Genomic DNA, 13,453 nt, shown 5'->3' on the forward strand with positions numbered 1-13,453 from the left:
GAAAATCAACATTTACTTATTTTATACGATATGAAAAAGACAATAAAAGTATTAATCGTTGATGACGAACCTAGCATTTTGATGTCTCTTGAGTTTTTAATGAAGAAAGAAGGCTACAGTGTTTTCATCGCACGTGATGGCTCTGAAGCCTTAGAAATTATTGAAAAAGAAGTGCCTTCCATCATTCTATTAGATATTATGATGCCCCATGTAGATGGCTATGAAGTATGCCGACTTATCAAAGAAAGTATTCGTTTTCAACATATTAAAATCGTTTTTCTAAGTGCTAAAAATAAAGAAGCTGATATTGAAAAAGGATATTTAATTGGGGCGGATTTATATGTTTCTAAACCTTTTTCTACTCGTACTTTGGTGGCAAAAATCAATACATTAGCATTGGGGATTGTTTCAAATTAAGAAAGGGAGAATGTTGATGTATGGATTTTTACTTATAGATAGCATAAAAAACTAATTTCAGTCAAATTGGGCTTATATTATGATAAAAGTTCAAAATATCAATTGAAAAGCTATACTTTGTTTAGTAAAGATAGCTATATTTTTTTAGCGTAAAACCTGTAAAACAGTATTCAAATAAAAAAAATGTCTTGTACTTTTACAGTAGAAAATATTAAAATCTGAAGCAATTCAATACCAACTCAATTTCTAATATCCGATTAATGATGAATTTACAAATTAGCTCCTTTGATGATTACGAATCAGCATATAACCATTCAGTTTCAGACCCTGAAAGTTTCTGGGCTGAAATAGCACAAAATTTTCAATGGCGTAAACCTTGGAAAAAAACATTAGAATGGGATTTTACGACAGGAACAACCAAATGGTTTGCTGGCGGTAAAATGAATATTACTGAAAATGCTTTAGACCGCCATTTAGCTACTCGTGGCGACCAGCCCGCTATCATTTGGGAATCTAATGACCCACAAGAAGAGTCAATAACGCTTACTTACAAAATGCTTCATCAAAGAGTTTGTCAGTTTGCAAATGTGTTGAAAAAGCATGGAGCTAAAAAAGGGGATAGAATTTGTATTTATATGCCAATGATTCCAGAATTGGCAATTGCTGTATTGGCTTGTGCTAGAATTGGAGCTATCCATTCAGTGGTTTTTGGAGGTTTTTCTTCACAATCAATTGCTGACCGTATTAATGATGCGCAATGTAATATCGTGATTACTTCTGATGGTTCTTTCCGTGGAAATAAAGAAATTGGCTTGAAATCTACGGTGGATGATGCTTTGATTCAATGCCCATCAGTGCAAAAAGTAATCGTTTCTACTCGTACTCGCACACCAGTTTCAATGCTGAAAGGGCGTGACGTTTGGTGGGAAAATGAAGTAAAAACAGTTTCATCTGATTGTCCAGCAGAAGAAATGGATGCAGAAGATATGCTTTTCATTCTTTATACTTCTGGTTCAACAGGTAAACCAAAAGGCGTTGTACATACTTGTGGAGGCTACATGGTTTATACCACTTATACTTTTGCGAATGTTTTCCAATATCAACCCGGACAAGTACATTTTTGTACGGCAGATATTGGTTGGATTACTGGTCACTCATATATCGTTTATGGACCATTATGTTATGGCGCTACTTCATTGATGTTTGAAGGCGTACCAACGTATCCAGATGCTGGACGTTTCTGGGATGTGATTGATAAACATAAAGTAGATATTTTATATACCGCACCAACAGCGATTCGCTCGTTAATGGGTTTTGGACTTGACTATGTAAATGATAAAGATTTAAGTTCATTGAAAGTATTAGGTTCGGTAGGAGAGCCAATTAACGAAGAAGCTTGGCATTGGTATAACGATCATATTGGTAAAGGAAAATCTCCGATTGTAGATACTTGGTGGCAAACAGAAACGGGAGGGATTTTGATTTCTCCAATTGCTGGCATTACCAAAACAAAGCCTTCGTATGCTACTTTACCTTTGCCGGGCGTTCAACCAATTTTGGTAGATGAAAAAGGAGAGGAGATTGTCGGAAATGGCGTTTCTGGAAATTTATGTATTAAATTCCCTTGGCCGGGTATTATTCGTACTACTTATGGCGACCACGAACGTTGTATCCAAACATACTTCTCTACTTATAAAAACCTTTATTTTACAGGAGACGGTTGTATGCGTGATGAAGATGGTTATTACAGAATCACAGGTCGTGTTGATGATGTAATCAATGTTTCTGGTCATAGAATTGGAACAGCAGAAGTTGAAAATGCCATCAATATGCACTTGGGCGTGGTAGAATCTGCGGTGGTAGGTTATCCGCATGACATCAAAGGACAAGGCATTTATGCTTATGTAATTTGTGAAAAATCGACAGGACATGATTCTGATTTAACTCGTAGAGATATTTTAGCAACTGTTACTCGTGTAATTGGACCAATTGCTAAACCTGATAAAATTCAATTTGTGAGTGGTTTGCCTAAAACTCGTTCAGGTAAAATCATGAGAAGAATTTTAAGAAAAGTAGCGGAAGGAGATACTTCAAATTTAGGCGATACTTCTACTTTGCTAGACCCAAGCGTAGTGGATGAAATCAGAGAAGGAGCTTTGTAATAGATTACTGGTATGTTGAATGAAGAGGTTTCGTTAAAAGCGAGACCTCTTTTTTATGCAATGAGATTCAAAAATCTTTTATGTTAATTTTTGTTAAGAGCAGTTAGATTTAATATTGTCTAAACTTTTAGACATAATCGCTTCATCAACAAGCCTATTATTTTGTTAATGATGGAATGAAAATTTGAAATGTACTGATAATCAGCTAATTTGTGTAAGATTTGGACTAAGTATTTTTGGGGGAATTATTAATAAATGATGATTTTAATCGTCTTTTTAAAACTTAGCGAGCGTTTTAGTTAGTTAATGTAAGGGATAGACCCTCCTTTTTTTGGATAAAAATGTGTAAATTGCACCCTTGATTTATCAAAAGCTATTTGAAAAAGTAGAAATTGATGAATTTTTCTTACAATTTTTTAAGGTTTAAGTTAACGTTAGCGTACCTGAATATTAAATGATTGTTTCACGAAACCCTTATTGTAAAACGATTTGATATAATCATTTTCAATATCAATTGTACTACATAGTTAGGCTTTTGCGGTAGGTTTCTAAATATGTTATTATGATTTTAAAAACAGTTTTCCTACTTTTTACTGCCACGGTTACTGCATTTACGACTCCTTCCAAACCGAAAAAAACGATTAGTGGAAAGATTTCATATTATGCAAGTAAGTTTGAAGGACGAAAAACTTCTAGCGGTCAACGTTACAAAGCTAACCGCAGAACAGCTGCCCACAAATCGCTTCCATTCGGTACTTTATTAGAAGTAACCAATAAGGAAAATGGGAATGTGACCATCGTAAAAGTAAACGATAGAGGTCCACACAGTAGAGGAAGAATTTTAGATGTATCTTATGCAGCGGCGAAAGATTTAGGATTAATTGGCAAAGGAACAGCTTCTGTAGCGATTAAAGTACTCTCATTTGGTGATGGCGTCCTTAGCCTGAATGAGGAAGAAGAAGAAGAAGTACCATTAATTGCCAAAGACACCACACAACAAGTATCAATGGTTGATATACTTCTTAGTAAAAAACCAATGTATATGATGGTTGTAAAAGATTCAAATGGAAGAATCAGGTTAGATTCAACAACAGTCAGACCTTTAAATCTTGGCATTAAGGAATAACAAAAAAGGCTTCGCAATTTGCGAAGCCTTTTTTGTTGGTAAGATTTTCGATAAAGTTTTACTTTCCACCGAAGCCAAAAGTTAAACCTGCATTCACCATAAAGAATTTAGAGGAAGTACTAAAATCTGCATTACCCGGCGAACCGTTGTTTGAACCATCTTTATTATCAAAAATAAAGTTATAAGTACCTTCTGCAAAAATTCCCAAATTCCCCACTGGAATAGCGATACCAAATTTTGGAGCAGCTCCAAATTTAGAGGAAGTTGTTTCAGAATTAACACCCAATACATTGCCTTTTAACGTAGAAGTAAAAACTCCCGCTTCAGCACCAAGATAAGGACGAACAATTCCTTTTGTTAAATAATATTCAAACATACCCGTAATCGGAACGATAGTATTTGTGAACTGATACCCCGTTCCATTAAATTCTTCTTTGATTGATTTTACACCTACACCCACAGCAAATTGTTCGCTAACAAATACTTTGGCTTGTAAACCTGCTCCATATAGCCCTTTTGCATCTTTAGCATCGGGTGCAAAATATGATCCATGAATTCCTAATGAGAATTGTGCAGCAGCTTTCTGAGTTGTAGCAACTAAAGCGGTCGCTAAGATGGCGAATGTTAAAAATAGCTTTTTCATATTTTAATAATTTTATGAAGAGATAGAATATTCTTCTGTTGTTGTAGAGTAATTAAAAAGATTTGTTCCAGCCTAATTTTTACTTTAATGTGTGGTTTTTTTTACACAAATTAATTGATGAGCATAATTTTTATGGAATAGAGGAATAAAAAAATGGGGAAAATCAAGCTGATTTTCCCCATTTTCCTGTCAAAAAATTGATTCGTTTTCTATTTTACTCCGATATATCTCTCGAAAAATTCATAAATTCTAAGCATTCTATCTATTTTCTGGCGAACATTTCCAGTCCTAGAAAGTTCGTGCGTTCCACCTGGCATACGCACGTACTCAACTTCTTTGCCCATAATTTTTAGCGATTTATACATCATTTCAGACTGTATTACGCCAGTTCTTAAATCATTTTCACCGTGTTTAATCAAAAAAGGAGTTTTGATTTTATCCACATAAGTATAAGGAGATTCTCTTTCCAAAATTGGTTTGATATTACTTTCCCAAGGATAACCGCCAAAATAATTTGGGGTAAGTCGCCAAGCATTTCCTTCGCCCATGAAAGTAGATAATTCATAAACACCTCTTTGTGCAAAAGCAGCTTTAAAACGGTGATCGTGCGAAATAATCCAAGCCGTTAAATAACCAGCATAGGAACCGCCCGTGATTACTTGTTTGGAAGTATCAACCCAGCTTGCTTTGGCAGCATCGCTTGTTGCAGCTAAAACATCTTCCGTTGGTCCATTTCCCCAATCTTGATAATTTGAAAACTGAAAATCTTTTCCATAACCGCCCGAACCTCTTGGGTTGGCATAAACCAAACCATAACCTTGCGAACAAAAGTATTGGAATTCATGCCACATCGATGCTTCGCCTGGTCCCCACATGGCAGTTGGTCCACCGTGCATATTTAATAGTAAAGGATATTTCTTGCCAGCTTCATAATTGGCAGGTTTCATAATCCAATACTCTACTGATTGTCCTTTAGAGTTTTTGTAAACTCTTTTTTCAGGAAAGCTCAAGGCTTTATTTTGTAGCCATTCGTCATTATGAGCGCTTAATTTAACAGCATTTTTCATCAATAAATCTGCTGTATATAATTCAGAAGGGTTTTTTACTTCAGTTTTAGCAAAAACAATGCGTTCTTTAGAAATGTCAAAACTGCTGATTCCTGTATCGTAGTCACTTAGTTTTTCGATTTTTTTAGTCTGCACATCTAATTTATAAATAGGTACTCCACCATTTGAACTTGCTGTGAAATACACAAATTTACTGTCGTCTGTCCATTCAAAATTATTAGCAGCTCTGTCGAAAGTAACTATCGTTTTGTTACTTCCATCGGCATTGGCTAAAATGATTTGATTGAAGCCCAACCAATCTGTTTTAGACATCGTGGCAATCAACAATTTTCCATCAGGCGATGGCGTAGCACTATTATATGAAATGCCTTTTTCAGCGATAATTTGTTTAATGCCCGAACCGTCAGCATTCAATAAAACAATCGAAGCATTCAATTCTCTATCTGGATGTTGTAAACTATCTCTACCACTCGACGCATAGATTTTCTTACTATCAGCTGACCAACTTCCGCCGTTATACGACCAGAATCCTTTTGTCAATTGTACTGGTTTTGCGCCTTCTTTCGCATCAATCACAAATAAAAGATTAAAGCGAATTTCTGGTTCAGTCGTAGATTCTCCTTGAAAATTCAAGCGGGTAATTACTTTTGCTTTTTTATCTTCAACATCTTTTTCAAGATATGCTCTGATTTCTTCGATACTTCCATTTGGATTAGCTTTTACTTTTTTATCAGTTTTCAAGAAATCATTACTTTTAAAACCAGCTTTTTCAATCGACCATGAAGGCAGTTTTTTACTTGGATTGATTAATGAATCTTTCAGTAAATCCGAAAAAGTAACATTGGTAGAAAACAAAATCTTACTCCCATCTGGCGACCATTGTGGATTACTCGCTCCGTATTTAAAATCTGTTAATTGAAATGCTTCACCACCATCTAAAGGCATTAAAAAGATTTGAAATTTACCTTTTACATTTCTTGAAAAAGCAATTTGTTTGCTATCTGCCGACCAAGTAGCAGCACCAACGCTTTCAGTACCACGAGTTAATTGTTTTACCGTTTGGAAGTCAGTCAACCATAAATGTGAGCGATAGTCGAAATCTAGTTTATCTGTTTCGTTACTTTCGTTAGTTCTTAAAGCATAAATGGCTTTTTTACCATCAGGCGCTATAGATACGCTAGCAACTTGTTTGATTTTGGTCATGTCAGTAACCAAAATTTTCTCTTTTCCCTTTTGAGAAAAGGCTACTTGTGAGAAGGTTAATACTAAAAGAAGGAGTGTTTTTTTCATGATTGATGAAGGATTTTGAATTTTAGCAAAGCTAATAAAAAATGGCTAAATTCTTTTCTTCTGTATTTGAGGGCTTTGATTCTCCTCACTAGTTCAAGTCTGTGGCTTGGACAGGTGTTTTATTTCGAAATGACTTTATAAAAGTACAAGTAACGCTTTACTTAACACTTGAACTGGTTTTGTGATGCTTAGACTTTCATAATGTCCAAGTGGGAGTAACTCATGGCATGACTTCCAATTAATTGGAACTATGATAAAACTAGCAAAGTCATGTTATGAGTAATTTTGCTTGCAAATTGAAAAAATCTATTCCGTCCGAGAAATCTTGTAAGATGGGGAAGAAATTTTCTAATCCGTCCGAGAAATCTTGTAAGATGGGGAAGAAATTTTCTAATCCGTCCGAGAAATCTTGTAAGATGAGAAAGAAATTTTCTAATCCGTCCGAGAAATCTTGTAAGAAGGGAAAGAAATTTTCTAATCCGTCTGAGAAATCTTGTAAGGTGGGAAAGAAATCTTCTAATCCGTCCGAGAAATCTTGTAAGGTGTGAAAGAAATTTTCTAGCCCGCCTGAGAAATCTTACGAGATGGGAAAGAAATGTTCTATTCCGTCCGAGAAATCTTGCGAAGTGGAAAAGAAAACTTGTAATCCATAAAACAAAAGAGGTGTCTCACTTATCGTAAAACACCTCTTTTGAATATATCAGTCAAGAAAAATTATTTTCTATCAGCAAGATCAACATAAGCACGTTCAGTAGCACCAACATAAACTTGACGTGGACGACCGATAGGCTCTTTGTTAGCTTTCATTTCTTTCCATTGAGCAATCCAACCCGGAAGACGACCAATTGCAAACATTACTGTAAACATATCTGTTGGAATACCTAATGCACGGTAAATGATACCTGAATAGAAGTCAACATTTGGATATAATTTACGAGCTACGAAGTATGGGTCGCTCAAAGCAGCCGCTTCTAATTCAGCAGCAATTTTCAATACTGGATCGTTGATTCCCAAAGCAGATAATACATCGTCAGCTGCTTTTTTAATGATTCTAGCACGAGGGTCAAAGTTTTTATAAACACGGTGACCAAAGCCCATCAAACGGAAACCAGAATTTTTATCTTTCGCCATCGCAATGTACTTAGAAGTATCACCGCCGTCAGCTTTAATAGCTTCCAACATTTCAATTACTTCTTGGTTTGCACCACCGTGAAGCGGTCCAGAAAGTGCATTGATACCTGCTGAAATCGAAGCATATAAACTAGCATGAGAAGAACCCACTAAACGAACTGTAGAAGTTGAACAGTTTTGTTCGTGGTCTGCATGAAGAATCAATAATTTATTTAAAGCCGCCGAAACTACAGGGTCAACATTGTAAGGAGCAACTGGCAAAGCAAACATCATGTTCAAGAAGTTTGAGCAATAATCCAAAGAGTTGTTTGGATAGTTTACTGGATGTCCTTGAGATTTTTTGTAAGACCAAGTAGCCATTGAAGGCATTTTTGCCATTAAACGAATAATGTTCAATTCATCAGCACCTGCTTTATCGCCAGTGTAGAAAGCCGACATCGCACAAACCATTGCAGAAAGTACGCCCATTGGGTGTGCATTCACAGGGAAGCCTTCAAAAATTTTACGCATATCCTCGTTAACGATGGTGTGCATTTTGATTTCGTGCTCAAATGCTGCGTATTGTTCAGTAGTAGGAAGTTCACCGTAAATTAATAAATAAGCAACTTCCAAGAAAGTAGCTTTTTCAGCTAATTCTTCAATTGAATAACCTCTATAACGAAGAATCCCTAGCTCACCGTCCAAAAACGTAATCGCACTTTTAGTAGCTCCAGTGTTTTTATAACCAGAATCAATGGTGATATGACCTGTTTCATCACGGAGTTTGGCAATATCAATTGCTTTTTCATCTTCACTTCCTGTGATTACAGGAAATTGATACTTTTTGTCACCTAACGAGAGTTCTGCAAATTCTGACATAACCTATATTTTATTGGGCTTTATCTTGAAAAAATATGTTTTTATTTTGTTGATACGAAATTAAATGAAAAATCCTCTTTCTAATGTTTTAGTGGGTTTTTCTTTGCAAAATTTAGATAGTTGTTGAAAAAGTTCTATTTTTAAATAAGAACCTTATATTCTTGTAATTATCTTGGCGCAAGTTAATCACGAAAATTTAAACCTTTGTTACCTTTGTGAATAAATTACCTGTTTTATTAAACACAGATTTAATCATTGAATAAATGCTAAAGAACTATAAAAATACTTCGACCGAACGCTTCTTGAAATATGTTCAAATCGATACACAATCAGATTCAAATTCCAATACACAGCCATCAACCTTAAAACAGAAGGATTTAAGTAAGCTTTTAGTTCAGGAACTTATTCAAATGGGCGTACAAGATGCCCATTTAGATGAATTTGGTTATGTATATGCTACCATTCCAAGTAATTCTGAAAAACCTGTACCTGTTATTTGTTTTTGTTCGCATGTGGATACTTCGCCTGATTGTTCTGGAGAAGGTGTTAAACCAATTATTCATCAGCATTATCAAGGACAGGATATTGTTTTACCAGATGATAATTCTCAAATTATCAGATTGACAGAGCATCCAGATTTAGCACATCAATTTGGTAACGATATTATAACGGCAAGCGGAACTACTTTATTGGGTGCAGATAATAAAGCTGGCGTTGCTGAAATTATGGATGCGGCTTATCACTTAGTCAATAATCCTGAAATAAAACACGGAACAATTAAAATACTCTTTACACCAGATGAAGAAATAGGAAGAGGAACGGCAGCGGTAGATTTAGAAAAATTAGGAGCAGATTTTGGTTATACGATTGATGGAGAAACTTTGGGTTCTTTAGAAGACGAGACTTTCTCGGCAGATGGTGTGAAAATTACGATTCATGGAGTAAGTCAGCACCCCGGTTTTGCGAAAGGTAAAATGGAAAGTGCTTTAAAAATTGCGGCTGAAATTGTAGCGAAACTTCCCAAAGAAACACTTTCGCCAGAAACAACAGAAGAAAAAGAAGGATTCATTCATCCAGTAGGGATTTCGGGTATGGTAGAGACAGCTACGATTGAATTTATTATTCGTGATTTTTCGGTAGAAAAACTGCATGAGCATGAAGCTGTTTTGAAGACAATTATGGAAGAAGTATTATTGAATTATCCGAATTCAAAAGCTACTTTTGAAGTACTTGAACAATACCGAAACATGAAAGAAGTATTGGATAATTACCCAGAAGTAACCGCTTATGCTTTAGAGGCGATTGAAAGAAGTGGAATTGTAGGAAAGCAAATGAGTATTAGAGGAGGAACGGACGGTTCTAGGCTGTCATTCATGGGTTTACCTTGTCCGAATATCTTTGCAGGCGAACACGCATTTCATGGAAAACATGAGTGGGTTTCTGTACAAGACATGGAAAAAGCTACCGAAACTATTGTAAATTTGTGTAAAATTTGGGAAGAGAAAACTCAATAACAATTACCGATAAATCAAATGATTAAGATTAAAAACGAAGCTGAATACGAAAAAGCCTCGGAACGAGCAGACAAACTTTACAATGCCAAAAAAGGCTCGTCGGATTACAACGAATTACAAGCATTATTAAAAGCCCTAAAAGCTTATGAAGATGATTTTGTAAAGATGTTGAAAGATGAGTATTAAAAGGAAGTAAAGAAAAAACGGCTATTTTCTATGATGAGAATAGCCGTTTTTTTGTTTTAATTAACCATCTTTTCAATCTTCGTGAAACAGAACCAATAGATTTTGGTATTTTTGAGGAAATCTTGCCTTTTTAGGCATACACTCTTCGTTACAATCAGATGAAAAAACTATTTCTTCTCGATGCAATGGCATTGATTTATAGAGCGCACTTTGCTTTCCAGAAAACTCCTCGTATTACTTCTAAGGGTTTGAATACCAGTGCGGTATTTGGCTTTACTAATACTTTGTTGGAGGTGCTTACTAAAGAAAAACCTACGCATCTTGGCGTGGCTTTTGATACGCCAACTCCGACGTTTAGACATATTCAGTTTGAGGCCTACAAGGCTCAACGTCAGGCTCAACCAGAAGATATTACGATTGCCATTCCATATATTAAGCGTCTTTGTACTGCCATGAATATTCCGATGTTAATCATGGAAGGTTACGAGGCGGATGACGTTATCGGTACTATCGCCAAACGTGCTGCTCGTGAACATGATGATATGGAAATTTATATGATGACGCCCGATAAAGATTACGGTCAGCTCGTGGAGGAACGAATTTTTATGTACAAGCCTGCTTTTATGGGAAAAGGCGTTGAGGTTTTGGGCGTTAAGGAAATCTGTGAGCGTTGGGGAATTCAAGATGTGTCGCAAGTAATTGATACTTTGGGTTTGATGGGTGATGCTTCTGATAATATTCCGGGGATTCCGGGAATAGGGGAGAAGACCGCCCAAAAGTTAATTCAAGAGTACGGTTCTTTAGAAAACTTGATTGCCAACGTCAATAAACTAAAAGGCAAGCAGCAAGAAAACGTTAGAAATTTTGCTCAACAAGGTTTATTGTCGAAAGAATTAGCGACTATTCACTGCGAAGTACCTGTTACTTTCGATGAGGAAGATTTAAAAGTTTGTGAAGTAAACAAAGAATTGCTTTCTCCGCTTTTGGATGAATTAGAATTTAGAACTTTACGTCGTAGATTACTGGGTGAAGAAGCTGTTGTAGAACAGCCTACTGCCATTCCAGAAGCTAAAAAAGCTACTGTGGCGGCAAAAGCAAAAGCTTCATCTGGTCAGTTTGACTTGTTCGGAAGTATTGTTGAAGAAAAGAAATTAGAACTTTTTGACGATACCGATACGCCTTCTGAAAGTAATCCGAAAGCTACTATTGATACTACTGTTCACCAATATCATTTGATTGATACGCCAGAGTTGCGTCAATCTTTGATTCATTTCTTGAGTTTACAAGATGAAATTTGTTTCGATACGGAAACGACCAACGTTGATGCCGTCGAAGCCGATTTGGTGGGTTTGTCTTTTGCTTATCGTGCAGGCGAAGCTTATTATGTGCCAACTCCTGCCAATCGTGAAGAAACACAAGCGATTGTAGATGAATTTAAGCCGATTTTTTCCAATGAAAAAATCACTAAAATCGCTCAAAATATCAAGTATGATTTAATGGTGCTTGCTCAATATGGCGTAGAAGTAAAAGGTAAAACTTATGATACGATGTTGGCACATTATATCATCGAGCCAGAGAAACGTCACGGAATGGATATTTTGGCGGAGGATTTCTTGCATTATACACCAGTTTCAATTGATGAATTAATCGGTAAAAAAGGAGCGAAGCAAGGCAATATGCGTGATGTGGAATTTGAGAAAATCAAAGAATACGCTGCCGAAGATGCTGATATTACTTTACAATTGAAAGGTAAATTACATCCACTTTTAGCACAAAATCCAAGTGCGGTGAAGCTACTGGAAGAAGTAGAAATGCCTTTGACACAAGTACTTTCTGATATTGAAATGGAAGGCGTAAGGCTTGATATTGATTTCTTGAAAGATATGTCGAAAACTTTGGAAAAAGATATGTTGGAAGTACAAACCAAAGTTTTTGAATTGGCGGGACAAGAATTCAACATTGGTTCGCCAAAGCAATTAGGGGAAATTTTATTCGATAAATTAAAGCTTGACCCTAAAGCTAAGAAGACAAAAACGGGTCAATATATGACGGGTGAAGAAGTATTGTCTAAATTAGAATCTGAACACGAAATTGCTCGTAAAATTCTGGATTTTAGAGAATTACAAAAATTGAAATCAACCTATGTAGATGCTTTGCCTTTGATGATTTCGCCAAGAACGGGCAGAGTACATACTTCTTTTAATCAGGCAGTTACGGCTACTGGTCGTTTGTCGAGTACCAATCCTAACTTACAAAATATTCCGATTCGTACCGCTCGTGGACGAGAAATTAGAAAGGCTTTCATTCCTAAAAATGATGATTTCTTGATTCTTTCTGCCGATTATTCGCAAATTGAATTACGTATCATGGCGGCTGTTGCCAAAGATGAATCTATGATTGAAGCTTTTAATCAGGGAAGAGATATTCACGCTACTACTGCCGCAAAAGTATTTAATGTAAGTTTGGATGAAGTGACTTCTGATATGCGTAGAAAAGCGAAAACAGTCAATTTTGGTATTATTTATGGCGTTTCGGCTTTTGGTTTGGCTCAGCAAATTGCCATTTCAAGAACGGAAGCGAAAGAAATTATTGACAGTTATTGGCGAGAATTTCCAGCTATCAAACGCTACATGGATACGGCTGTGATTGACGCTCGTGACAAAGGTTATGTAGAAACCATTTTGGGAAGAAGACGTTACTTGCGCGACATCAATTCAAACAATATGGTAGAACGTGGTTTTGCCGAACGAAATGCTGTAAACGCCCCGATTCAAGGTTCGGCGGCGGATATGATAAAGGTGGCGATGATTAAAGTAAATGATTTTATCAAACAAGAAAAACTTCAATCTCGTATCATTCTTACCGTGCATGACGAATTAGTTTTTGATGTACATAAATCAGAATTGGAATTGATGAAAACCAAAGTAAACGAATTGATGGTAAACGCCATTCCTTTCCCCGTAAAAATGGAAACAGGTATGGGCGTTGGCTTAAACTGGTTAGAAGCACATTGATTTTGAGTTTTGAATTTGGAATGCGGAGTGAGGAATACATTTTTG

9 protein-coding genes are annotated in these 13,453 nt (G+C 36.1%); 6 read left to right on the plus strand and 3 right to left on the minus strand.

Annotation, left to right across the window (positions count from 1 at the left end):
- Positions 1-30: 30 nt before the first annotated feature.
- The 3 genes from VB798_RS01495 (at position 31) to VB798_RS01505 (ending at position 3,705) form a co-directional block, all read left to right on the plus strand.
- Positions 31-417: a response regulator gene (locus VB798_RS01495; RefSeq protein ID WP_323255226.1), complete on the plus strand. Its 387-nt coding sequence runs from the start codon at positions 31-33 to the stop codon at positions 415-417.
- A 260-nt stretch (positions 418-677) separates the two neighbouring features.
- On the plus strand, positions 678-2,579 hold the full coding sequence (gene acs / locus VB798_RS01500) for an acetate--CoA ligase (protein ID WP_407654130.1): 1,902 nt from the start codon (positions 678-680) through the stop codon (positions 2,577-2,579).
- A 562-nt stretch (positions 2,580-3,141) separates the two neighbouring features.
- Positions 3,142-3,705: a septal ring lytic transglycosylase RlpA family protein gene (locus tag VB798_RS01505; RefSeq protein WP_323255229.1), complete on the plus strand. Its 564-nt coding sequence runs from the start codon at positions 3,142-3,144 to the stop codon at positions 3,703-3,705.
- Between the two features lie 58 nt (positions 3,706-3,763).
- On the opposite strand, the gene VB798_RS01510 is transcribed toward VB798_RS01505, so the two are convergent.
- The 3 genes from VB798_RS01510 to VB798_RS01520 form a co-directional block, all read right to left on the minus strand.
- Positions 3,764-4,348, minus strand: a complete 585-nt coding sequence (locus VB798_RS01510; protein WP_323255231.1) for a hypothetical protein — start codon at positions 4,346-4,348, stop codon at positions 3,764-3,766.
- Positions 4,349-4,557: 209 nt separating this feature from the next.
- The gene (locus VB798_RS01515) at positions 4,558-6,705 is read right to left on the minus strand and encodes a S9 family peptidase (RefSeq protein WP_323255233.1); all 2,148 of its coding nucleotides are present in this window, start codon (positions 6,703-6,705) and stop codon (positions 4,558-4,560) included.
- 714 nt (positions 6,706-7,419) lie between these two features.
- Entirely contained in the window at positions 7,420-8,694 is a 1,275-nt protein-coding gene (locus tag VB798_RS01520; RefSeq protein ID WP_323255235.1) for a citrate synthase, read from the minus strand.
- 263 nt (positions 8,695-8,957) lie between these two features.
- Here VB798_RS01520 and pepT point away from each other — a divergent pair, with 263 nt between their 5' ends.
- The 3 genes from pepT to polA all read left to right on the plus strand — a co-directional run bounded on the left by pepT (position 8,958) and on the right by polA (position 13,408).
- Positions 8,958-10,208: a peptidase T gene (gene pepT / locus VB798_RS01525; RefSeq protein ID WP_323255237.1), complete on the plus strand. Its 1,251-nt coding sequence runs from the start codon at positions 8,958-8,960 to the stop codon at positions 10,206-10,208.
- An 18-nt stretch (positions 10,209-10,226) separates the two neighbouring features.
- Positions 10,227-10,394, plus strand: a complete 168-nt coding sequence (locus VB798_RS01530) for a hypothetical protein (RefSeq protein ID WP_184135319.1) — start codon at positions 10,227-10,229, stop codon at positions 10,392-10,394.
- 158 nt (positions 10,395-10,552) lie between these two features.
- Positions 10,553-13,408, plus strand: a complete 2,856-nt coding sequence (polA, locus tag VB798_RS01535) for a DNA polymerase I (RefSeq protein ID WP_323255239.1) — start codon at positions 10,553-10,555, stop codon at positions 13,406-13,408.
- The last annotated feature ends 45 nt before the right edge of the window (positions 13,409-13,453 follow it).

The sequence above is a fragment of the Arcicella lustrica genome, assembly GCF_034930985.1.
Lineage (GTDB): Bacteria > Bacteroidota > Bacteroidia > Cytophagales > Spirosomataceae > Arcicella > Arcicella lustrica.

What these genes read in the sequence shown, in the direction of transcription:
- polA (WP_323255239.1), top strand. Translation starts at nt 10,553, where the DNA reads ATGAAAAAACTATTTCTTCTCGATGCAATGGCATTGATTTATAGAGCG.
- VB798_RS01505 (WP_323255229.1), top strand. Translation starts at nt 3,142, where the DNA reads ATGATTTTAAAAACAGTTTTCCTACTTTTTACTGCCACGGTTACTGCA.
- VB798_RS01530 (WP_184135319.1), top strand. Translation starts at nt 10,227, where the DNA reads ATGATTAAGATTAAAAACGAAGCTGAATACGAAAAAGCCTCGGAACGA.
- VB798_RS01510 (WP_323255231.1), bottom strand. Translation starts at nt 4,348, where the DNA reads ATGAAAAAGCTATTTTTAACATTCGCCATCTTAGCGACCGCTTTAGTT.
- VB798_RS01520 (WP_323255235.1), bottom strand. Translation starts at nt 8,694, where the DNA reads ATGTCAGAATTTGCAGAACTCTCGTTAGGTGACAAAAAGTATCAATTT.
- VB798_RS01515 (WP_323255233.1), bottom strand. Translation starts at nt 6,705, where the DNA reads ATGAAAAAAACACTCCTTCTTTTAGTATTAACCTTCTCACAAGTAGCC.
- pepT (WP_323255237.1), top strand. Translation starts at nt 8,958, where the DNA reads ATGCTAAAGAACTATAAAAATACTTCGACCGAACGCTTCTTGAAATAT.
- VB798_RS01495 (WP_323255226.1), top strand. Translation starts at nt 31, where the DNA reads ATGAAAAAGACAATAAAAGTATTAATCGTTGATGACGAACCTAGCATT.
- acs (WP_407654130.1), top strand. Translation starts at nt 678, where the DNA reads ATGATGAATTTACAAATTAGCTCCTTTGATGATTACGAATCAGCATAT.